The organism is Cellulomonas fimi, assembly GCF_012952065.1.
GTDB lineage: Bacteria > Actinomycetota > Actinomycetes > Actinomycetales > Cellulomonadaceae > Pengzhenrongella > Pengzhenrongella fimi_A.
In genome coordinates this window covers 33,693-54,370 of sequence record NZ_JABCJJ010000012.1, presented here as the reverse complement: position 1 = coordinate 54,370, position 20,678 = coordinate 33,693, and the positions used below count along the sequence as shown (strand labels likewise).

17 protein-coding genes are annotated in these 20,678 nt (G+C 70.7%); 8 read left to right on the top strand and 9 right to left on the bottom strand.

What is annotated here, in order from left to right; all coding sequences use genetic code 11:
* Positions 1–71 precede the first annotated feature (71 nt).
* The 8 genes from HIR71_RS16860 to dnaA all read right to left on the bottom strand — a co-directional run bounded on the left by HIR71_RS16860 (position 72) and on the right by dnaA (position 12,014).
* Complete coding sequence (locus HIR71_RS16860; RefSeq protein ID WP_249051728.1) at positions 72–1,010, bottom strand: DUF3566 domain-containing protein; 939 nt, start codon at positions 1,008–1,010, stop codon at positions 72–74.
* On the bottom strand, positions 1,007–3,640 hold the full coding sequence (gene gyrA, locus HIR71_RS09455; RefSeq protein ID WP_472595091.1) for a DNA gyrase subunit A: 2,634 nt from the start codon (positions 3,638–3,640) through the stop codon (positions 1,007–1,009). Before gyrA ends, HIR71_RS16860 begins: the two co-directional genes overlap by 4 nt.
* A gap of 163 nt (positions 3,641–3,803) precedes the next feature.
* The gene (gene gyrB, locus HIR71_RS09450; protein WP_311836198.1) at positions 3,804–5,849 is read right to left on the bottom strand and encodes a DNA topoisomerase (ATP-hydrolyzing) subunit B; all 2,046 of its coding nucleotides are present in this window, start codon (positions 5,847–5,849) and stop codon (positions 3,804–3,806) included.
* A 154-nt stretch (positions 5,850–6,003) separates the two neighbouring features.
* Positions 6,004–6,597, bottom strand: coding sequence for a DciA family protein (locus tag HIR71_RS09445; RefSeq protein ID WP_169324813.1), 594 nt, complete (start codon positions 6,595–6,597; stop codon positions 6,004–6,006).
* Positions 6,587–7,867: a DNA replication/repair protein RecF gene (gene recF / locus HIR71_RS09440; protein WP_169324812.1), complete on the bottom strand. Its 1,281-nt coding sequence runs from the start codon at positions 7,865–7,867 to the stop codon at positions 6,587–6,589. The genes HIR71_RS09445 and recF overlap by 11 nt, the downstream gene beginning before the upstream one ends.
* A gap of 76 nt (positions 7,868–7,943) precedes the next feature.
* Entirely contained in the window at positions 7,944–8,882 is a 939-nt protein-coding gene (gnd, locus tag HIR71_RS09435) for a phosphogluconate dehydrogenase (NAD(+)-dependent, decarboxylating) (protein WP_169324811.1), read from the bottom strand.
* A 14-nt stretch (positions 8,883–8,896) separates the two neighbouring features.
* Positions 8,897–10,027 carry a DNA polymerase III subunit beta gene (gene dnaN / locus HIR71_RS09430; protein WP_169324810.1) on the bottom strand — a complete coding sequence of 377 codons (1,131 nt, stop codon included), beginning with the start codon at positions 10,025–10,027 and terminating at the stop codon, positions 8,897–8,899.
* 514 nt (positions 10,028–10,541) lie between these two features.
* The gene (gene dnaA / locus HIR71_RS09425; protein WP_169324809.1) at positions 10,542–12,014 is read right to left on the bottom strand and encodes a chromosomal replication initiator protein DnaA; all 1,473 of its coding nucleotides are present in this window, start codon (positions 12,012–12,014) and stop codon (positions 10,542–10,544) included.
* Positions 12,015–12,375: 361 nt separating this feature from the next.
* Between dnaA and rpmH the strand changes: the two genes are divergently transcribed.
* The 8 genes from rpmH to HIR71_RS09385 all read left to right on the top strand — a co-directional run bounded on the left by rpmH (position 12,376) and on the right by HIR71_RS09385 (position 19,624).
* Positions 12,376–12,513, top strand: coding sequence for a 50S ribosomal protein L34 (gene rpmH, locus HIR71_RS09420; protein WP_028051105.1), 138 nt, complete (start codon positions 12,376–12,378; stop codon positions 12,511–12,513).
* Between the two features lie 9 nt (positions 12,514–12,522).
* Positions 12,523–12,963: a ribonuclease P protein component gene (gene rnpA / locus HIR71_RS09415; RefSeq protein WP_169324808.1), complete on the top strand. Its 441-nt coding sequence runs from the start codon at positions 12,523–12,525 to the stop codon at positions 12,961–12,963.
* Positions 12,920–13,345 (top strand): membrane protein insertion efficiency factor YidD, encoded by a 426-nt coding sequence (yidD, locus tag HIR71_RS09410; protein ID WP_311836197.1) that lies wholly within the window; start codon positions 12,920–12,922, stop codon positions 13,343–13,345. The genes rnpA and yidD overlap by 44 nt, the downstream gene beginning before the upstream one ends.
* Positions 13,346–13,361: 16 nt before the next feature.
* Entirely contained in the window at positions 13,362–14,735 is a 1,374-nt protein-coding gene (gene yidC, locus HIR71_RS09405) for a membrane protein insertase YidC (RefSeq protein WP_169324807.1), read from the top strand.
* A 46-nt stretch (positions 14,736–14,781) separates the two neighbouring features.
* On the top strand, positions 14,782–15,297 hold the full coding sequence (locus HIR71_RS09400; protein ID WP_169324806.1) for a Jag family protein: 516 nt from the start codon (positions 14,782–14,784) through the stop codon (positions 15,295–15,297).
* Between the two features lie 580 nt (positions 15,298–15,877).
* Entirely contained in the window at positions 15,878–16,618 is a 741-nt protein-coding gene (rsmG, locus tag HIR71_RS09395) for a 16S rRNA (guanine(527)-N(7))-methyltransferase RsmG (protein ID WP_169324805.1), read from the top strand.
* 271 nt (positions 16,619–16,889) lie between these two features.
* Positions 16,890–18,245 (top strand): AAA family ATPase, encoded by a 1,356-nt coding sequence (locus tag HIR71_RS09390; RefSeq protein ID WP_396031317.1) that lies wholly within the window; start codon positions 16,890–16,892, stop codon positions 18,243–18,245.
* Positions 18,242–19,624: a ParB/RepB/Spo0J family partition protein gene (locus HIR71_RS09385; protein ID WP_169324804.1), complete on the top strand. Its 1,383-nt coding sequence runs from the start codon at positions 18,242–18,244 to the stop codon at positions 19,622–19,624. The genes HIR71_RS09390 and HIR71_RS09385 overlap by 4 nt, the downstream gene beginning before the upstream one ends.
* 75 nt (positions 19,625–19,699) lie before the next feature.
* Here the strand turns inward: HIR71_RS09385 and HIR71_RS09380 are convergent, their stop codons facing one another.
* Positions 19,700–20,671 (bottom strand): D-alanine--D-alanine ligase family protein, encoded by a 972-nt coding sequence (locus HIR71_RS09380; RefSeq protein ID WP_169324803.1) that lies wholly within the window; start codon positions 20,669–20,671, stop codon positions 19,700–19,702.
* Positions 20,672–20,678: the final 7 nt, after the last annotated feature.

Genomic DNA, 20,678 nt, shown 5'->3' with positions numbered 1-20,678 from the left:
ACTACCGCAGCCCGCGCGAGCGACCCAATCGGCGGGCGAGCAGCGGGCGAGCGGGCGTCACGACTCCTCGTTCACTCGTCCGTGAGCGTGAGCGTGACCCCTCCGACGAGGGCGGCCGTGATGTTGTAGAGGAATGCGCCGATCGTCGACAGCGCCGTGAGCAGCACGACGTCCACGACCGCGATCACCACGGCGCCGGAGACGACCCGGTCGAACTGGACGTAGTCGAGGAAGCTGATCGTCGACTCCTCGCCGACGATCTCGGTGATCATCGTGTTGATCTCGGTGAACACGGCAAGGCCGTCGAGCACCATCCAGACGACGGCCGCCGCCACGACGAGCATGATGCCGATCGCCACCGACAGCAGGAACGACAGCTTCATCACGGACCACGGGTCCACGCGCGACACCGAGAGCCGGACCCGCCGCGGCGCGCCGTCCTTCGCCGGTGTCGGCGTGGTGGACCTGGTCGCCTGGTTCCCCGTGGCGGTCCCGGTGCGCGCGCTCGACGCGCCGGTCGCTGTGCGCGCGCGCGGCGCCGCAGCGGCCGGGGTCTCGGTGGCCGTCATGGTCGGTGCCGCCTTCGTGGAGCCGGAGGTCGAGGTCTCGTCGTCCTCGGTGGTGGTCGATCGGGTGGAGCCCCGGAGCTCGCTCGTCACGGCGGCGGACGCCTCGACGACCGCCGACGAGGCGCTCTTCAGCGCCCGCTTCACGGCCGTGGTGACGCCGCCCCCGGCGGGCGCCGGCGCGGGCGGGGAAGCGGAGTCGCGCGGGCCCGTCGCGCGCGCCGCTCCGCCGGCGGACGACGCCTGGGTCGCGGCCGGCGCGGTAGCCGACGCCTGGGTCGCGACCGGTCCGGCCCCCGACGCAGGAGCCGGCGTCGCGGAGGGTGGCGGCGGCTGCGGGAGGTCCGGCTGGCCCGGGAGGCGTCCACCCGCAGGGCGGACGGCGGGTGCGCCGGTGCGGTTGCGCGGCGGGATGGACGGCGGGGCCGGTCGATCGCTGCTCATTCGTCTCCCTCGCTCACGGTCGCCGGCACGTCGGCTCGATCGACTGCGTCGGCCGTCTCCGTGGCGTCGGTGGATACCGTCGCATCAGTCGGCTCCAAACCTGTCTCGTCGTCAACGGTAGCCGCATCCTGCTCGAGCTGTCGCTCGTTGTTCCGCGCGATGGCGATGATCCGGTCGCCCTTGTCGGGCTTCGCGAACGTGACGCCCTGCGTGTTGCGCCCCGTCGCCGTGACCTCGTTGACGGCCGAACGCACGATCTTGCCGCGCTCCATGATGACGAGCACCTCGTCGTCCTCGTCGGTCACCAGCGCCCCGACCAGGTCGCCGCGCGCCTCCACGAGGTTCGCCACCTTGATCCCGAGCCCGCCGCGTCCCTGGACGCGGTACTCGTCGACGGACGTCCGCTTCGCGAACCCGCCCTCGGTCACCACGAACAGGTGCGCACCCTCCGTGACGACGTCCATCGTGAGGAGCTCGTCGCCGGTGCGGAACTTCATGCCGGTGACCCCCGACGTCGCGCGGCCCATCGGCCGCATCGCGGCGTCGCTCGCGGTGAACCGGATGGACTGCCCCTTGCGGGAGACGAGGATCAGGTCGTCCGTGGAGTCCACGATCTTCGCGGCGACGAGCTCGTCGGGCAGCCCCTCGTCGTCCTCACGGAGGTTGATCGCGATGATCCCGCCGGTGCGGCTCGAGTCGTACTCCGACAGTCGCGTCTTCTTGACGAGCCCACGCCGGGTCGCCAGGACGAGGTACTCCGCCTCGTCGTAGTCCCGGATGGACCGCACCGCGGCGATACGCTCGCCCGGCTGGAACGCCAGGAGGTTGGCGACGTGCTGGCCCTTCGAGTCGCGTCCGCCCTCGGGCAGCTCGTACGCCTTGGCGCGGTACACCCTGCCGAGGTTCGTGAAGAACAGGATCCAGTGGTGCGTCGTCGTGATCCCGAAGTGGTCGACGATGTCGTCCTCGCGCAGCTGGGCGCCGCGCACCCCCTTGCCGCCGCGCTTCTGCTGGCGGTAGCTGTCGACCCGGGTGCGCTTCGCGTAGCCCCCGCGCGTGATCGTGACGACCACGTCCTCCTCGGCGATGAGGTCTTCCATCGACACCTCGCCGCCGTACGGGAGGATCGTCGTCCGCCGGTCGTCCCCGTGCCTGTCGACGATCTCCTGCAGCTCGGCGCCGACGATGTCGCGCTGGCGCTGCGGCGACGCGAGGATCGCGCGGAAGTCCGCGATCTTGCGCTGGAGCTCGTCGTAGTCGTCGGTGATCTTCTGCCGCTCGAGGGCCGCGAGCCGGCGCAGCTGGAGGTTGAGGATGGCGTTGGCCTGGTCCTCGTCGACCTCGAGCAGCGCCCTGAGGCCGACGCGCGCCTCCTCCACGGTGGGGGAGCGGCGGATCAGCGCGATGACCTCGTCGAGCTGGTCGAGCGCCTTGAGGTAGCCGAGCAGGATGTGGGCCTGCTCCTCCGCCTTGCGCAGGCGGAACGTCGTCCGCCGCACGATGACGTCGAGCTGGTGCGTGACCCAGTGGCGGATGAAGGCGTCGAGGCTCAGGGTGCGTGGGACGTCGTCGACCAGCGCCAGCATGTTCGCGGAGAAGTTCTCCTGCAGCTGGGTCTGCTTGTAGAGGTTGTTGAGCACGACCTTGGCGACGGCGTCGCGCTTGAGCACGACGACGAGGCGCTGACCCGTGCGACCCGAGGTCTCGTCGCGGATGTCCGCGATGCCCTGCATGCGGCCGTCCTTGACGTGCTCGGCGATCTTCTGCGCGAGGTTGTCAGGGTTGACCTGGTAGGGGAGCTCCGTGATGACGAGGCAGGTCCGGTTCTGGATCTCCTCGACGGTCACGACCGCCCGCTGCGTGATCGAGCCGCGACCCGTGCGGTAGGCGTCCTCGATGCCGCGCCTGCCGAGGATCGTCGCGCCGGTCGGGAAGTCGGGGCCCTTGATGCGCTCCATCAGGGCCGTGAGCAGCTCCTCCCGCGTGGCCTCGGGGTGGTCGAGGTGCCACTGCACGCCCGCGGCCAGCTCGCGCAGGTTGTGCGGCGGGATGTTGGTCGCCATGCCGACCGCGATGCCGGCGCTGCCGTTCGCGAGCAGGTTGGGGAACCGCGACGGCAGGACGATCGGCTCCTGGTTCTTGCCGTCGTAGTTGTCGCGGAAGTCGACGGTCTCCTCGTCGATGTCGCGCACCATCTCCATGGCGAGCGGCGCCATCTTGCACTCGGTGTACCGGGGTGCGGCGGCCGGGTCGTTGCCGGGGGAGCCGAAGTTCCCCTGGCCCGCCACGAGCGGGTACCGCATGTTCCAGTCCTGGACCAGGCGCACCAGGGCGTCGTAGATCGAGGTGTCGCCGTGCGGGTGGTACTTGCCCATGACGTCGCCGACGACGCGCGAGCACTTGTTGTACCCGCGGTCGGGGCGGTAGCCGCCGTCGTACATCGCGTAGAGGACGCGCTTGTGGACGGGCTTGAGGCCGTCGCGCACGTCGGGCAGCGCCCGCCCGACGATCACGCTCATCGCGTAGTCCAGGTACGACCGCTGCATCTCGAGCTGAAGGTCCACCTGCTCGATGCGTCCGTGCTGCGCCAGGGCCGCAGCGGCCAGCGCCACCGCGTCGCCCGGGGCGATCCCGCCCACGCCGTTGCCGGATCCGGGAGTCTCGTCGGTCACCGTCTACCTCGTCTTTCGGGCGGGGCCCCGGCCGGAGCGGATGCTCGCCGGCCGTGGACCACCGCGGTGGTGGAGCCCTGGTGCGCGCCGCTGGTCCGTGCCGGCACGAGCAGCGCTGCCCTCAGATGTCCAGGAACCGGACGTCCTTGGCGTTGTGCTGGATGAAGGACCGGCGAGACTCGACGTCCTCGCCCATGAGCACCGCGAAGATCTCGTCCGCCGCGGCCGCGTCGTCCAACGTGACCTGGAGCAACGTGCGCTGCTCGGGGTTCATCGTGGTGGCCCACAGCTCGGAGTAGTCCATCTCTCCGAGGCCCTTGTAGCGCTGGATGCCCGCGTCCTTGGGCATCCGCTTGCCCGCGGCCTGACCCGCCGCCAGGAACGCGTCGCGCTCGCGGTCCGAGTACACGTAGTCGTCCTCCGCGTTCGACCACTTGAGCCGGTACAGCGGCGGCTGGGCGAGATACACGTGCCCGTGCTCGATGAGGGGCCGCATGTACCGGAAGAGCAGCGTGAGCAGCAGGGTCGCGATGTGCTGGCCGTCGACGTCGGCGTCGGCCATCAGGATGATCTTGTGGTACCGCAGCTTCGCGAGGTCGAAGTCCTCGCCGATTCCCGTCCCGAAGGCCGTGATCAGCGCCTGGACCTCCTGGTTGCCGAGCGCACGGTCGAGGCGAGCGCGCTCGACGTTGAGGATCTTCCCGCGGATCGGGAGGATCGCCTGCGTCCGGGGGTTGCGGCCGCGCACGGCCGAGCCGCCGGCCGAGTCGCCCTCGACGATGAAGATCTCCGACTCCTCGGGCTTGTTCGACTGGCAGTCGCGCAGCTTGCCCGGCATGCCGCCGGACTCGAGGAGGCCCTTGCGTCGAGTGGCCTCGCGGGCCTTGCGGGCGGCCATGCGCGCGGCCGACGCCTGGATCGACTTGCGGATGACGTCGCGCGCCTCGGTCGGGTGACGCTCGAGCCAGTCGCCGAGCTGGTCGTTCACGACGCGCTGCACGAAGGTCTTCGCCTCGGTGTTGCCGAGCTTCGTCTTGGTCTGGCCCTCGAACTGCGGCTCGCCGAGCTTGATCGAGATGACGGCGGTGAGGCCCTCCCGGATGTCGTCGCCCGAGAGGTTCTCGTCCTTCTCCTTGAGCAGGCTCTTGTCGCGCGCGTAGCGGTTGACGAGCGAGGTCATCGCGGCGCGGAAGCCCTCCTCGTGGGTGCCGCCCTCGGTCGTCGCGATGGTGTTCGCGTACGTGTGCACCGACTCGGTGTACGCCCCTGTCCACTGCATCGCGATCTCGAGCGACAGCCGGCGCTCGGTGTCCTCGGACTCGAAGTCGATGACCTCGGGGTGGACCAGCTCGGCCTTCTTGGCCGTGTTCAGGTGCTTCACGTAGTCGACGAGCCCGCCCTCGTAGCGGTAGCTCACGGTGCGCGCGGTGTGGGTGTCGTCGTCGGTGCTCTCGGCGGCCCCCCCGTCGGCGCCGGTCACCTCGTCGTCCGTGCCGGTGTGCGCCGGGCGCTCGTCGGTGAGCGTGATGCGCAGACCCTTGTTGAGGAACGCCATCTGCTGGAACCGTGCCCGCAGCGTCTCGAAGTCGAACTCGGTCGTCTCGAAGATGACGTCGCTCGGCCAGAACGTGACGGTGGTGCCGGACACCTCGGTGTCCTCGCCACGCTCGAGAGGCGCCTGGGGCACCCCGTCGCGGTAGGTCTGCCGGTGCACGCCCCCACCGCGCCGGACCTCGACCTCGAGCCGTGTGCTCAACGCGTTGACGACCGACACGCCGACGCCGTGGAGGCCACCCGAGACCGCGTACCCGGTGCCGCCGAACTTGCCGCCCGCGTGCAGCACGGTGAGCACCACCTCGACAGCCGGCTTGCCCTCGCTCTCGACGATGTCGACCGGGATGCCGCGCCCGTTGTCCACGACCCGCACTCCGCCGTCCGCGAGCAGGCGGACGTCGATGTGGTCGCAGTACCCCGCGAGCGCCTCGTCCACCGAGTTGTCCACCACCTCGTAGACCAGGTGGTGCAGCCCGCGCTCCCCGGTCGAGCCGATGTACATGCCGGGACGCTTGCGGACCGCCTCGAGCCCCTCGAGGACGGTGATCGCGCTCGCGTTGTAGGTGCCCTCCGTCGTCGCCGGCGAACCTGTGGTGGTGCTCGAGTCGGCCACGGGCAGGGTTGCTCCTCAAAGCTCTCGCACACGCGCGCGAACCCGGCCGGGGGTCCGGATCACACTCGGGTGCTGAAGTTCCGGGCGCAAACGCGCCAGGAATGACCTTTGCAGTCTACCTGGCGATGCCGCTGAGACCCCCATTCGACGGGCGTCATCCCCAGGTGTCTCTGGGCCCCCGCCCGGGGACGGAGCGCGGCCCACGCTTGAACCCCGGTCCCGCGGGTCCCAGCACCTTCACCTCGCGCACGACGTCCTCGCCGACGTCGTCGCCCAACCGCCGCAGGAGCTGGGGCACGAGGATCCGGAGGTTCGTCGCCCAGCTGGTCGAGTCCGCGCGGACCACCAGCACGCCGTCCTCGAACGTCTCCGGCGTGCAGTGGTCGGCCACCTCGTCGCCGACGACGTCACGCCAGCGGCCGATGACGCCCCCCACCGCGACCTCGTCGGTCCAGCCGCGCTCCCGCAGCAGGGCGGCGAGCGTGTCCACCACGAGCCTCGGGTCACGGCCGTCCTTGCCGGGCGACCCGCGGAGCGGGGCCTCGAGGGGGCTGCGTCGCCTGGCCTCCTGACCTGGCCGAAGACCCCGGGCTGACGCCGCGGCACGCGCCCGATTGAGCGCCGCGCGCGCGACCTCGCCGGCCGGGGTGAGCTCGACCCGACGGCCGATCGGCAGGTCCTCACCCGGTCCGGCACCTGGCGCCGCGTCACCTGGTGCCGTGTCACGTGGCGCCGCGTCAGAGGACACGCGTGACCCGCCCCTCCATGACGTCGATCCGTGCCCCCTCGAGCTGCTCCGGCACGTCGCTCGCGACGGCCGCGGTCACCAGCACCTGGCCCGCGCCCGACACCAGCTCCGCGAGCCGGTCGCGCCGCCGGGTGTCGAGCTCCGCGAACACGTCGTCGAGCACGAGCACCGGCTCGCCGTCGGCCCCCCAGTCCGTCACCCACTCCGGCCCGTCCGCCTGCGTCAGCAACCGGTACGACGCGAGCCGCAGCGCGAGCGCGAACGACCACGACTCCCCGTGGCTCGCGTACCCCTTGGCGGGCAGCCCGCCGAGCTCGAGCACGAGGTCGTCGCGGTGCGGCCCGACGAGGCACACCCCGCGCTCGATCTCCTTGCTGCGCAGCCTTCCCATCGCCTCCATGAGCTGTGCCTCGATCAGGTCGGCGCTCACGCGGCGGTCGCCGGCGCCCGACGACGCCGCAGCCTGGCCCGCCGTCCGCGCGCCGTCGTGCCCGGGGGCCGCCCCCGCGTCGACGAGGACGGCCGCTCCCAGGCGCGCGACGTCGTCGGGCCCGAGGGAGGACTCGAGCGAGGACCGGTAGCTGAGGTGCGCGACCCCCTGACCCGCGCTGACCTGCTCGTACGCCGCGGCCACGTGCGGGTGCAGCACGCCGATCAGGGCCAGCCGCGCCGCGATGATCTGCGCGCCGGCCTCGGCGAGCTTCGCGTCCCAGATGTCGAGCGTCCGCAGGTCCGCGCCGCCGCGCGACCCGCGCATCGCGGCACCGGCCGACTTGAGCAGGGCGCTGCGCTGCCGCAGCACGCGGTCGTAGTCGCCCAGGACGCCCGCCATCCGAGGGGTGACCAGCACGGCGAGCTCATCGAGGAAGCGACGACGGCCCTCGGGGTCACCCTTGACGAGCGCGAGGTCCTCCGGGGCGAACAGCACGGTCCGCAGGATCCCGAGCACGTCGCGGACGCGCGGCACGGGCGAGCGGTTGACGCGCGCCCGGTTCGCCTTGCCTGCCGTGATCTCGATCTCGACGACGCTCGCCCGCTCGTCACGCACGACCCGGGCCCGCACGACGGCGCGCGACGCACCGGCGCGGATGAGCGCGGCGTCCGACGGCACGCGGTGGCTGCCGAGGGTGGCGACGTACCCGAGCGCCTCGACGAGGTTGGTTTTGCCCTGGCCGTTGGGACCGACCAGCGCGGTCACGCCCGGTTCGAGCTCCAGGTCGACGCCGGCGTACGACCGGTAGTCGGTCAGGGAGAGGTGAGAGACGTACACGATGGTCCGGGGTCGAGGCGAGATGCGTGACGCGGGCCTGTCCCGGTCGCGCGGTGGAGAGCCACGGCGGGTGTCGTCACCCGGCTGAGCCGGTGGGCGGCTCGCCCGTGCCCGCCGGCGGTGGCACCACCCCGCCCTGGCGCACCGCGTGACCGCCGAACTGCTGCCGGAGCGCAGCGACCGCCTGCATCGCGGGCGACGGCTCCTGCCGCGACGCGAACCTGGCGAAGAGCGCCGCCGAGATGACCGGCAGCGGCACCGCCGCGTCGATCGCCTCGTCGACGGTCCACCGACCCTCGCCCGAGTCCTCGACCCAGTCGTCGATCGAGCCCAGCTGCGGGTCTGACTCGAGGGCCTTGACCAGCAGGTCGAGCAGCCACGACCGCACGACGGTGCCGCGAGTCCACGCCTTGAGCGTGCCCGGCACGTCGGTGACGATGTCCTTGGCCATGAGCAGCTCGAAGCCCTCGCCGTAGGCCTGCATGAGCCCGTACTCGATGCCGTTGTGGACCATCTTGGCGTAGTGACCTGCGCCGACGGCGCCCGCGTGGACGAAGCCCTCCTCGCGCGGACCCTCGGGACGGAGGGCGTCGAAGATCGGCAGGGCGGCCTCGACGAGCTCGGGGTCACCGCCGACCATGAGGCCGTAGCCGTTCTCGAGCCCCCAGACGCCGCCCGAGACGCCGACGTCGAGGTAGCCGATCCCGCGCTCCGCGAGCGACGCCGCGTGCTCGACGTCGTCCTTGTAGTGCGAGTTGCCGCCCTCGATCACGACGTCGCCGGGGCTGAGGAGCGCGCCGAGCTCCTCGACCGTCGCTCGTGTCGGTCCACCCGACGGGACCATGACCCAGACGAACCGCCGGCCCTCGGGGAGCGCGGCGACCAGCGTCTCGAGCGACGCGACGTCGGTGACCTCGCGGTTCCGGTCGTAGCCCGTGACGTCGATGCCCGCGCGGCGCAGCCGCTCGCGCATGTTCGCGCCCATCTTTCCGAGTCCCACCAGACCGAGGTGCATGACGCCGCCCTCTCTCAGCTCGCGAAGCGGATCGGCACCAGGAGGTACCTGTACTCCTTGATGTCATCACCCTCGAGCGAGGCCTGCCCGGTGAACTCGACCGGCTTGTTCGGGTGGGTGAAGGAGAGCCGGACGAAGTCGGTGGTGAGCGCCCCGAGGCCGTCGAGCAGGAACTGCGGGTTGAACGCGACAGAGATGTCGTCGCCGACCAGCGACGCCTCGAGCGCCTCGGACGCCTGGGCGTCGTCGCCCTGACCTGCGTCGAGCACGACCTGGCTCTCGGAGAACGACAACCGGATCGGGGTGTTGCGCTCCGCGACGAGCGCGACCCGCTTGGCGGCGTCGGACAGGACCTGGGTGCCGACCACCGCGTGGATCGGCGTCTCGTCCGGGAACAGCCGGCGGACGGCGGGGTAGTCGCCGTCGACCAGGAGGGACGTCGTGTGGCGGCCGCCCGCCTCGAAGCCGATGAGGTCGACGCCGGTGCCCGTCGCGAGGGCGACGTTCACCTGGGCGGAGCTGCCGAGGGACTTCGCGGCGTCGGACAGCGTGCGAGCGCGCACGAGCGCGACGTTCGAGATGTCCGGCGAGGACGGGTGCCAGGTGAGCTCACGGAGAGCGAGGCGGTAGCGGTCGGTCGCGAGGAGCGTGATCCGCTCGCCCTCGATCTCCATCCGGACGCCCGTGAGCAGCGGCAGCGTGTCGTCACGGCTCGCGGCGACCGTGACCTGCGCGACGGCCTGCGTCAGCTGGTCGCCGTCGACCGTGCCGCTGATCGCCGGCATGGCCGGCAGGGCGGGGTAGTCCTCGACCGGCATGGTCAGGAGGGTGAACCGGCTGGCGCCGCACGTGACCGTGACCTTGGTGCCGTCCAGGACGACGTCGACCGGCTTGGCAGGCAGCGCACGGGAGATCTCGGCGAGCAGGCGGCCCGAGACGAGGACGACGCCCGGCTCGCTGACCTCCGCGGCGATCTCCGAGCGGGCCGAGACCTCGTAGTCGAAGCTCGAGAGGTGGAGGACGCCGCTCGCGTCGGCCTCGATCCGGACTCCCGCCAGGACGGGGACGGGTGGCCGCGTGGGCAGCGATCGCGCGATCCACGTGACGGCATCGGCCAGGACATCGCGCTCGACCCGGAACTTCATCCCACACCCTCTCGCCCGCATGACTGCGCCCGCTGTCGTCGGCGGCTCGAGCGAACACTACGCGAGTGCTGTTGGGTGTCGGAACCGAGGATCGCAGGAGTCGGGGGACGCAGACGGCCGAGGCCGGGGTAGGTGCTCGAGCTGCCCTGACGGGACGGGCCGCTCGTCCCCATGAAGGCGTTGTGGATCCCCGGGGAAGAACTGGTTCATCGTGGTCATCGCCTCTGTGCACCTTGTGGAGGACGCGTCCGGGAGCAGGTCAGGACGCCATGGGCGGTGTGGACCGAAGGTGGGACGTCGGCGTGGACGACCAGGTCGTCCGGTGGACGCGGCGCCGGACGTCATCTCGCGTCCACGGATCTGTCATTCGCCGTCCACACCGGTCGAGCGCGTCGTCCACCGCCATCCACAGAGATATGCACAGGTGTGCACATTGGTTCGCCGTCGATCTTCTGCCAACGGAAGGCGGGGGAATTCACGCTGACCGTCCGCGGGTGACCGGTCCGGGGTGCGGTCAGCCGCGGCGCTGCTGCTTGATCCGGCTGGTGAGCTCGGTGACCTGGTTGTAGGTCGAGCGGCGTTCCGCCATCTGCTCGCGAATCTTGCGATTGGCGTGCATGACGGTCGTGTGGTCGCGATTCCCGAACGCCTGGCCGATCTTCGGCAGCGACATGTCGGTGAGCTCGCGGCACAGGTACATCGCGATCTGGCGAGCTGTCACCAGGACGCGTGAGCGCGACGCTCCGCACAGGTCCTCGATCGAGAGGCCGAAATACGCAGCCGTCTGCCCGATCACCGTCGCGGCGGTGATCTCCTCGGCGTTCTCGTCGGTGATCAGGTCCTTGAGGACGATCTCCGCGAGCGACTTGTCGACCTGCTGCCGGTTGAGGTTCGCGAACGCGGTGACCCGGATCAGGGCGCCCTCGAGCTCGCGGATGTTCGTCGAGATCTTCGAGGCGATGTACTCGAGGACGTCGTCGGGCGCCTTGAGCCGCTCGTTCCCCGCCTTCTTGCGGAGGATGGCGATGCGGGTCTCGAGGTCCGGGGGCTGGACGTCGGTGATGAGGCCCCACTCGAAGCGGGAGCGCATCCGGTCCTCGAAGCCATTCAGCTGCTTGGGGGGCAGGTCGGACGTGATCACGACCTGCTTGTTGGCGTTGTGCAGGGTGTTGAACGTGTGGAAGAACTCCTCCATCGTCTGTTCCTTGCCCTGCAGGAACTGGATGTCGTCGACCAGGAGGACGTCCACGTCCCGGTAGCGGCGCTGGAACGCGCCTGCCTTGTCGTCGCGGATGGAGTTGATGAAGTCGTTGGTGAACTCCTCCGAGTTCACGTACCGCACGCGGACCCCGGGATAGAGGTTGTGGGCGTAGTGCCCGATCGCGTGCAGCAGGTGCGTCTTGCCGAGCCCCGAGTCGCCGTAGATGAACAGCGGGTTGTAGGCCTTGGCAGGTGCCTCGGCGACGGCGACCGCAGCGGCGTGCGCGAACCGGTTCGACGCGCCGATGACGAAGGTCTCGAAGAGGTACTTGGGATTGAGCCTGGCCGGCTCGCCGGCGGGCCTCTTGGCGTGGTTCGTCCGCTGACCCGTGTACGCCGGCTGGAGCGGCTCGTCGGTGTAGCCGTCGTCGGTGAAGTCGACCGAGTCGGCGGCGAGCGGGGGCGCCGTCGACGGCACGATGCGCAGCGTCGTGGCTGCCGTCGGGTCGGTGGTCGTCTCGAGTTCGGCGTCCACCGTGATGGCGAACCGCGCCTCGCGGCCGAGGGCCCGGGACAGCGCCTCGGTCACCTCCGTCCTGACGCGCGACTCGAGGTAGTCCTTGGTGAGGTCGTTCCCGACGGCGAGGAGGAAGGTGTCGTCGAGGAGCCCGAGCGGCGTCGCGAGCTTCACGAACGCGAGCTGCCGGGGCGTCACGTCGGGGCTCTGCTCGATCTCCGCGACCGCCCGTTCCCAGACCCCGTGCACGCGCTCGTCCTGTCCTGACACGTGGTTCCTTCGCTGCCGGTGATCGCTCCCGCCGGCGACCGACTGGTACGTCCTGTGATCGCTGGCCCGCGGGGAAGTCTCCCACGCCGATACTGATCCACATAGTTGTCCACAACCTGTGACTCGTCATCACCTGCGGGTGTGACAGGCGATCGGAGCGGGTCACGCGCGGGATGGTTTGACCGAGCCGAAGGGGCAGCGTAACGTGGCCCAGCCGTTGTCGACGGCTCCTGTGCCGTGCCACCGAGGGTGTCACGAGAGCGCAGGGTGCCCGGTGAGAGCACCGAGCCGTCGAGGAAGGCAGCAGACCCGCATCGTCCGCTCGTGGCCGGTGCCTTCCCGAAGTCCTTGGAGAGATGTCGTGAGCAAGCGGACGTTCCAGCCGAACAACCGGCGCCGGGCGAAGACCCACGGTTTCCGTCTGCGCATGCGTACCCGTGCGGGTCGGGCGATCCTCGCGGGTCGTCGCCGCAAGGGGCGCGCCGAGCTCTCCGCCTGATCCGCGCGGGTGCTTCCCGCTCGGCACCGGATGCGTCGCGCCGCCGACTTCGAGCGCGCGGTGCGTCGTGGTGCACGTGGCGGGAGGGGCTCGCTGGTCGTCCACGTCGCGGACGACCCGGTCGAGGGCGGTACCCCGCTGGTGGGCCTCGTGGTGTCGAAGGCCGTGGGGAACGCCGTCGTGCGGAATCGCGTCAAGCGGAGGTTGCGTGCCGTGGTGAGTCATCGCATCGACCAGCTGCCCAGCGGTGGGCGGCTGGTCGTTCGTGCTCTCCCGGGATCCGGGGAGGCAGGCTCCGCGGAGCTCGCGCGAGACTTCGAAGGAGCGTTCGCAACGGCGCGACGCCGGCTCGCAAGGACAGGTCGGAGCACCCGACACGTGCCGGGGTGTGCGGCGGGCGCGGCCGATGTGCACGGCGCGGAGACCTCCGATGCACGACCGGGTCAGTGATCCCATCGTGCCGTCGTCGGTGCCGGTGATTCATCCCATGAGTTCTCTGCCCGCGCGGGCCGTGGTGGCCGCGCTACGCCTCTACCAGCGACTCGTCTCGCCGCTCTACGGTCCGACCTGCCGGTTCTACCCCTCGTGCTCCCAGTACGCGGTGGTGGCGGTACAGCGTCACGGCGTCCTTCGAGGCGGACGGCTGGCGGCGTGGCGGTTGCTCCGGTGCAATCCATGGAACCCTGGCGGGGTCGACGACGTCCCGCCACCCCGCGAGCACGCGCACCGGGACCACTCAGCCTCGGACTACTCAGCCTCTCGCCCGCCGAACCGCTTGACACCGAACTCTTCGACCACCGAGCCCACGCGGGCCACACGACCTTCTGACTGACGAGGGAACAGCACCGATGGACTTCTTCAAGATCCTCGCTCCGATCGAGTGGGTCGTGGCCTGGATCATGTACCTGGCTCACTCGGCGCTGACCGCGCTGGGGCTGGACCCGGCGTCGGGCGCGGCGTGGGGCCTGTCGATCGTCGGGCTCGTCATCGTGATCCGTATCTTGCTGATCCCGCTGTTCTTCAAGCAGATCCGCGCGTCGCGTGGGATGCAACTGCTGGCGCCGGAGATGCAGGCGATCCAGAAGAAGTACAAGGGCAAGACGGATCCGGCGTCCCGCGAGGCCATGAGCCGCGAGACGATGGAGCTCTACCGGAGGCACGGGACCAACCCGTTCGCGTCCTGCCTGCCGATCCTCGCGCAGTCACCGATCTTCTTCGCGCTGTTCCGGGTGCTGAACTCTCTCGACGAGATCGGTGCGGGTACGCAGCCGGCGATCGGGCCGATCGGACGCGAGGTCGCGGCGCAGGCGGAGCGCTCCACGATTCTCGGCGCGCCCCTCTCGTCGACGTTCATGCAGGCAGCGGCCGAGGGGGGCGCTGCCGGCAGCACGCGCATCGTGACCGTGCTGCTCATCATCGCGATGTCTGCCACGACCTTCCTCACCCAGCGCCAGCTGACCATGAAGAACATGCCGCCGGCTGCCCTTCAGGGCCCGATGGCCCAGCAGCAGAAGGTGCTTCTCTACGTGCTGCCGCTGATCTTCGCCTTCTCGGGAGTCAACTTCCCGATCGGTGTGCTCCTCTACTGGACAACCACCAACATCTGGTCGATGGGCCAGCAGTTCTACACGATCCGTCGCATGCCGGCGCCAGGTTCCGAGGCCGAGCGCATCATGAAGGAGCGCAAGGAGCGCAAGGCGCGCGCCCGGGGGGAGAACCCGGACGCCGGCACCGGAAGCCTCGTCATCGAGGCGCCGCAACCGAAGGGGCAGCGCCAGCAGCCGGTGCGCAAGCAGCGGGCGAAGACGAAGCCGCCACAGGCTGGTGGGGCACAGCCTGGCGGGGCGCAAAGTGGCGGGCCACAGGGTGGCGGGACTTCGTCCGGCGGAACCGGTGCGGGTCATCCCGGTGCTGCCGAAGGGACGTCGGGTTCCGTGGGCGGCGGTGCGAGTGGCGCGAGCTCCGCGGCCGGGGGCCGTGGGAAGCGCGACGCCGGGGGCGGATCGAAGCGCGACGCCGGCAGTGGATCGAAGCGTCGCCCCGCCCCTCGATCGGATCCGGGGGAATCGACGACCACCCCCTCCGCAGGTGCTGCGCCTGGTGCTGCTGGGCCGGGCAGCGACGCCGCGGGCGCTCCTGGTGCCGGCACCCCCGCGCCTTCGGCGACGGATGCCGACCAGGCCAAGCCGTCGACGACGTCGACCCGGAAGCCCAGGAAGTGACCTTCGTCGGCGAGGCCGACCTACCCGTGCGTGATGAGGAGCCGTCATGACCAGACAGGTTGATCAAGAGAACACGGTCGAGCCCGTAGCGACCAAACGCCTCGAGGAAGAGGGTGAGATCGCCGCCGACTACCTCGAAGAACTTCTGGACATCGTCGACCTCGACGGAGACATCGAGATCGACGTCGACCACGGACGCGCGGCCGTCGAGATCGTCGGCGAGCCGGACGCCGTTCGGTCGCTGCGTCGGCTCGCGGGTACGGACGGCGAGGTGCTGGATGCGCTCCAGGAGCTCACCAGGCTGGCGGTCCAGGCGAAGACGGGAGACCGGAGCCGGCTGATGCTCGACGTCGCCGGATATCGCGCGGGTCGACGCGCGGAGTTGGTCAAGGTCGCCGCCGAGGCCATCGACAAGGTCCGGAGCAGCGGGCAGCCGCTCGCGCTGGAGCCGATGAACCCCTTCGAGCGAAAGGTCGTGCACGACGCGGTTGCCGAGGCGGGGCTCGTCAGCGACTCCGAGGGCGTCGAGCCCGCCCGGCACGTCGTGGTGCGGCAGGCGTGATCGCTCTCGAGCCCTGAGGCTGCGGCCGCGCCCGCTCGGAGGCCGGAGGTGGACCAGCACCTCGCGGACTCAGTACGGCGCTGGAGGGCACCTGTGGGTGGAGGGCACTGAGTCGGAGGGCACTGGAGGAAGCTGCTCGGAGGGCGCCGCGCCTTGGTCGACACGCCTCGGTTGACACGCCTCGGTCGACACGCCTCTTGTGGTCAGGTCGCGAACGCGGAGTCGTGTTCGGTCCCTCGCGGAGGTGCACTCTGACGAGGTGCTCGCGTGGGTGCCAAACCTCCGTCGCGCGCACGCGTGATGGCTCCTTGTTTCACGTGGAACAACACGGCGATCCGGCGGGTGCTGTCGTGTTTCACGTGGAACACCAGGTCTGGCCGCTCGCCGGTGCCGGCTCGACGACCGATCGCCGCGGGCACCCGCGAACGTCCGGCAGAGTCGCGTGAGAGGGTCGGTCGTTTCACGTGGAACACCCGCGCTCCCGACGCCGGCGTGGCCCGACCGGGGGACGACGGGACACAGAGGTGCCTCACGTTAGGGCGCCGCGCCCGCGAGAGTGGCTTGGAGGAGGAGATTCGACATGGATGACGAGCAGGCCGACGCTCCGCATTCGGCGCGCGCCGAGGCGGAAGCTCCACGGACGGCGCCTGGGCCGAGGGCCGACGGGAATCCGATCGACGCCACGGATCCGCTGAGCGGCGATCCCCGGGTGAGCAGCTACCTCGGGGCGGCGTATGAGCCGGTCGAGCACTTCCGGCGCCTGCTGGTCGATCAGGGAGTGCTCCGCGGGCTCGTGGGCCCCCGCGAGCTGTCGAGACTCTGGGAGCGGCACCTCCTCAACTCGGCCGCCGTGGCGCAGTTCCTCCCGACCAGCGGCCGGCTCATCGATGTCGGCTCGGGCGCGGGACTACCCGGCGTCGTCCTCGCCACGATGCTTCCGGGCGTCCACGTCACGCTCCTGGAGCCCATGGAGCGTCGGTGCGAGTGGCTCGACGAGGTCGTGGCCACCCTCGTGCTCGACAACGTGACGGTACGGCGCGCCCGCGCCGAGGAGGTGCGTGGGGAGCTGGAAGCGGAGGCCATCACCGCGAGGGCGGTCGCCCCGATGGACCGGCTGGCGCGGTGGACGCTCCCGCTGCTGGTCCGGGGCGGCGTGCTGGTCGCACTCAAGGGCCGACAGGCACAAGACGAGGTCGCGAACGCCCGCAAGGTGCTCAGAAAGTTCGGGGCCGACACCGCCGAGGTGCACGACGCACGGACCATCGACGGTGTGGACGCGACCACGGTGGTGCGCGTCGTGCGAGAGACTGTGCGGGGTTGAGCCGGCCGCGACCACCGCGGCATGCAGTGTGCCGTGGTCGACGGGACGTCTGCGGGTCGATCCGCCGGCCGGGCGAGTACCACGGGCGCGGCGACGGGCGGTGCGGGCGACGAGTGCGGCTCTCGTATGACGACGGCAAACAGACGTGCCGGGCGGCGTCCCACCGCACGCGCGTCACGATGAGCAGTATTGACAGGAGCTTTGGGTGATCGAGGAGAGCCATGACGGGAGCGGTCCGGATGACGCCGGTGTTTCACGTGGAACAGGAGCGATGAGCGCCTCCATGGCCGCCCCGATGCCCTCTGCGCGCGAGGACTCCGACGAGGAGCGTCGGGCCGCGCTGGTCAGGAGCCTCCCGGAGGTCGGCGAGTCGGACTCCCCGCTACTGGCCCAGCTCGCCCTCGACTCGCGCCGCCGGATCGAGCTGCGCGGGCGACGCTTCCCGAAACCCGCGGAGACGCGAATCTTGACGGTGGCAAACCAGAAGGGTGGCGTCGGCAAGACCACGACTGCGGTCAACCTGGCTGCGGCGCTCGCGCAGGCCGGGCTGAACGTCCTCGTGATCGACAACGACCCGCAGGGGAACGCCTCGACGGCGCTCGGCATCGATCACCGCTCCGGGACCCCGTCGATCTACGAGGTGCTCGTCGAAGGCGCGCCACTCGGCGAGGCGGTTCAACAGTGCCCCGACATCCCGCGGCTACTGTGCGTTCCGGCGACGATCGACCTCTCAGGCGCCGAGATCGAGCTCGTGTCGCTGGTTGCACGTGAAACACGGCTCCGCCATGCGCTCGACGCCTACCTGGAGGAACGCTCCACTCGTGGCGAGGAGCGCATCGACTACGTCTTCGTCGACTGTCCGCCCAGCCTCGGGCTGCTCACCGTGAACGCCTTCGTGGTGGCGCGCGAGGTGCTGATCCCGATCCAGTGCGAGTACTACGCGCTCGAAGGGTTGAGCCAGCTCCTCAAGACGATCCAGCTCATCCAGGCGCACCTCAATCCCGGGCTTCACGTCTCGACGATTCTTCTGACGATGTTCGACGGTCGAACAAACCTCGCGCAACAGGTCGTGGGCGAGGTGCGCGAACACTTCCCCGAGCTCACGCTCCGCACGACGGTTCCTCGCTCGGTGCGCATCTCCGAGGCACCGAGCTTCGGCCAGACAGTCATGACGCACGACGCGAGCTCGAGCGGCGCGCTGGCGTACCTGGAGGCCGCCCGTGAGATCGCCGAGCGGGGCGCGGGCACGACTGGCTCCGGCACGGCTGGTTCCGGCATGGCTGGTTCCGGCATGGCTGGTTCCTACACGGCGGGCTCTGGTGCGACCGGTTCCCACACGGCCGGTTCCGGCCCGGCTGGTCCTGACACGACCGGTCCCGACGGGAGGGGTTCCGGCGCGGCCGGGCGTGCCGACGGGGAGACGGCGTCCAAGGAGGCCGCTGAGGGCACGGAGCTCCACGACCCTCACGGTGCTCATGACGGCCAGGCGACCGCCGGCGCCCACGAGAGCCAGCCGAGTCCGGTCGCCCACTCCGGCGGCGGATACCGTGTCGACGGCCACGAAGAGAGCCATGCGAACGTCGGGCACGACTTCCCACGCAACAGCAGCACGGAGGAGAACAGATGAGCGACAGGCGGCGCGGCCTCGGACGTGGGCTGGGCGCACTGATCCCCACCGGGACGGATGCGCGCCGACCGGTCGACGTGTTCTTCCCGCCGGCAGACGCGCCGTCGGTGGACGCGGCGGTCACGGACGCGGCGGTGACAGACGCTCGGGTGGCAGACGCTCCGGTGTCGGACGCACAGCTGTCGACCGGGACGCAGGGGAGTGACCCCGTGAACCCGGACGCGGGTGCCGTTGCCCCGGGCGACGGCGCGGTCTCCGACGCCGACGGCGGCAGCACCGAGCAGTCGACCGACACGATCCTGTCGACACCCCCTGCCCGGCCGGCCGGCGTCGACAGGGAAGAAGCAGGCGGGGACGCTGCTGACGCCAGCTCGAACGGAGGGTCTTGGGCGACCGGGAGCGGCGTTGCCGCCACGGTGACCACGGGGAAGCCCGCCGGGAACGGGTGGGGTGATCACCGGAGCGCCGCCGCGCCCGACGGATCGTCGGCAGAGTCGGCGGAGCGGACCGACGAGCCGATCACCGGCCTGTTGCCCGTCCCGGGCGCGCGCTTCGCGGAGCTCCCCGTCGGCTCGATCCGGCCGAACCCCCGTCAGCCGCGCACGGTTTTCGACGAGGACGCGATGGCAGAGCTGGTCGAGTCCATCAGCGAGATCGGCGTGCTCCAGCCGGTCGTGGTCCGGCCGGTCGCCGACGACGACGACGGGGGCATCGCCGAGTACGAGCTCATCATGGGCGAACGGCGGTGGCGGGCGACGCAGAAGGCCGGGCTCACGACGATCCCGGCCATCGTGCGGGAGACCGACGACAGCGATCTCCTGCGGGATGCGCTGCTCGAGAACCTGCACCGGAGCCAGTTGAACCCGCTCGAGGAAGCGGCTGCGTACCAGCAGCTCCTCGACGACTTCGGCTGCACGCACGAGGAGCTCGCCGCCCGCGTCTTCCGCTCCCGACCGCAGATCTCGAACACCCTGCGGCTTCTTCGGCTGCCGCCGCTGGTCCAGCGCAGGCTCGCCGCGGGTGTGCTCTCTGCCGGACACGCCCGCGCCCTGCTCGGGCTCGCGGACGGTGCCGCGATCGAACGGCTCGCGCAGCGCATCGTGGCGGAGGGGTTGTCGGTGCGCGCGACGGAGGAGATCGTGTCCCTCGGCGGGGACGCCGAGCCGGCCGTGGCGGCCGTACGGCGACCGCGAGCCGGTGAGCGCAACGCCGCGCTCGACGACCTGGCGTCGCGGCTCTCGGACCGGTTCGAGACACGCGTGAAGATCGCGCTCGGGCGGAGCAAGGGCCGCCTCACCGTGGAGTTCGCGTCGGTCCACGACCTCAACCGCATCCTGAGCACGCTCTCGCCCGAGGATCCGGGCCTCCTCAGGGATTGAGGCGGAGGACCACGCGTCAGCCGGCAGGTGAGCCGGCGACCCGGTGTTCCACGTGAAACCCCGCAGCGCGACGTATCAGGCGAGCGCGCGCGTCACCAGTCCGCGGTACAGCGAAGGGAGATCCAGGCCGCCCGCGACGGCGGCCTGCGGGAAGAGGGACGTCTCGGTCATGCCTGGCGCGACGTTGACCTCGAGGAACTGCGGTACGCCGGCCTCGTCCAGGATGAGGTCTGTCCGCGACAGGTGACGGAGCCCGAGCGCACGGTGCGCCTCCACCGCCGCACTCATGACCGCCGCGGTCTCCGGCTCGGTGAGCCGAGCGGGCGCGAAGTACTCCGTCCGACCCGGGTTGTAGCGCGCGTCGTAGTCGTAGGGACCGTCCGTGACGATCTCGACGGCCGGGAGCGCACGCGGACCGTCCGTCTCCTCGATGACGCTCACGGCCAGCTCGCGACCGGTCACAGCGCGCTCAACGAGCGCGGTGTCGCCGTACGCGAAGGCGTCGACCATCGCGCGGGGGAGTGCCGCGGCGTCGCGCACGAGGGTGACCCCCAGTGCGGAACCACCGCGTGACGGCTTGACCACCAGCGGGAGCCCGAGACGCGCGACGACCGCCTCCAGCACGCGGCCCGCGCCCAGCTCACGGAACAGGCTCTGCGGCAGGGTCACGAAGTCGGGCGTGCTGAGCCCGGCTCGGGACACCACCGTCTTGGCGATCGGTTTGCTCCAGGCGACACGACTTCCTCGCGGCCCGGTCCCCACGTAGCGCAGGCCGAGCAGCTCGACCACGTCCCGGACCGATCCGTCCTCGCCGGTCGCGCCGTGGAGCACGGGCCAGACGACGTCGGGGTGCGTATCCGTGAGGGCAGGGATCAGGTCGGCGTCGACGTCGTGGACGGTGACCTCCATACCGGCCGACCGGAGCGCCTCCGCCACGCGCCGACCGGAGCGGAGCGAGACGTCACGCTCGTGCGATATCCCTCCAGCGAGGACGACGACGCGGGGGGAGGCGCCCGAAGCGGCGGGCTCGGGCGAGACGGTGTTCACGAGGTTC

Coding starts and splice junctions, on each gene's coding strand:
- HIR71_RS16860 (WP_249051728.1), bottom strand. CDS start 1,010: ATGAGCAGCGATCGACCGGCCCCGCCGTCCATCCCGCCGCGCAACCGC.
- gnd (WP_169324811.1), bottom strand. CDS start 8,882: ATGCACCTCGGTCTGGTGGGACTCGGAAAGATGGGCGCGAACATGCGC.
- dnaN (WP_169324810.1), bottom strand. CDS start 10,027: ATGAAGTTCCGGGTCGAGCGCGATGTCCTGGCCGATGCCGTCACGTGG.
- yidD (WP_311836197.1), top strand. CDS start 12,920: ATGTGCACGGCGCGGAGACCTCCGATGCACGACCGGGTCAGTGATCCC.
- yidC (WP_169324807.1), top strand. CDS start 13,362: ATGGACTTCTTCAAGATCCTCGCTCCGATCGAGTGGGTCGTGGCCTGG.
- HIR71_RS09400 (WP_169324806.1), top strand. CDS start 14,782: ATGACCAGACAGGTTGATCAAGAGAACACGGTCGAGCCCGTAGCGACC.
- rsmG (WP_169324805.1), top strand. CDS start 15,878: ATGGATGACGAGCAGGCCGACGCTCCGCATTCGGCGCGCGCCGAGGCG.
- HIR71_RS09390 (WP_396031317.1), top strand. CDS start 16,890: ATGAGCGCCTCCATGGCCGCCCCGATGCCCTCTGCGCGCGAGGACTCC.
- HIR71_RS09385 (WP_169324804.1), top strand. CDS start 18,242: ATGAGCGACAGGCGGCGCGGCCTCGGACGTGGGCTGGGCGCACTGATC.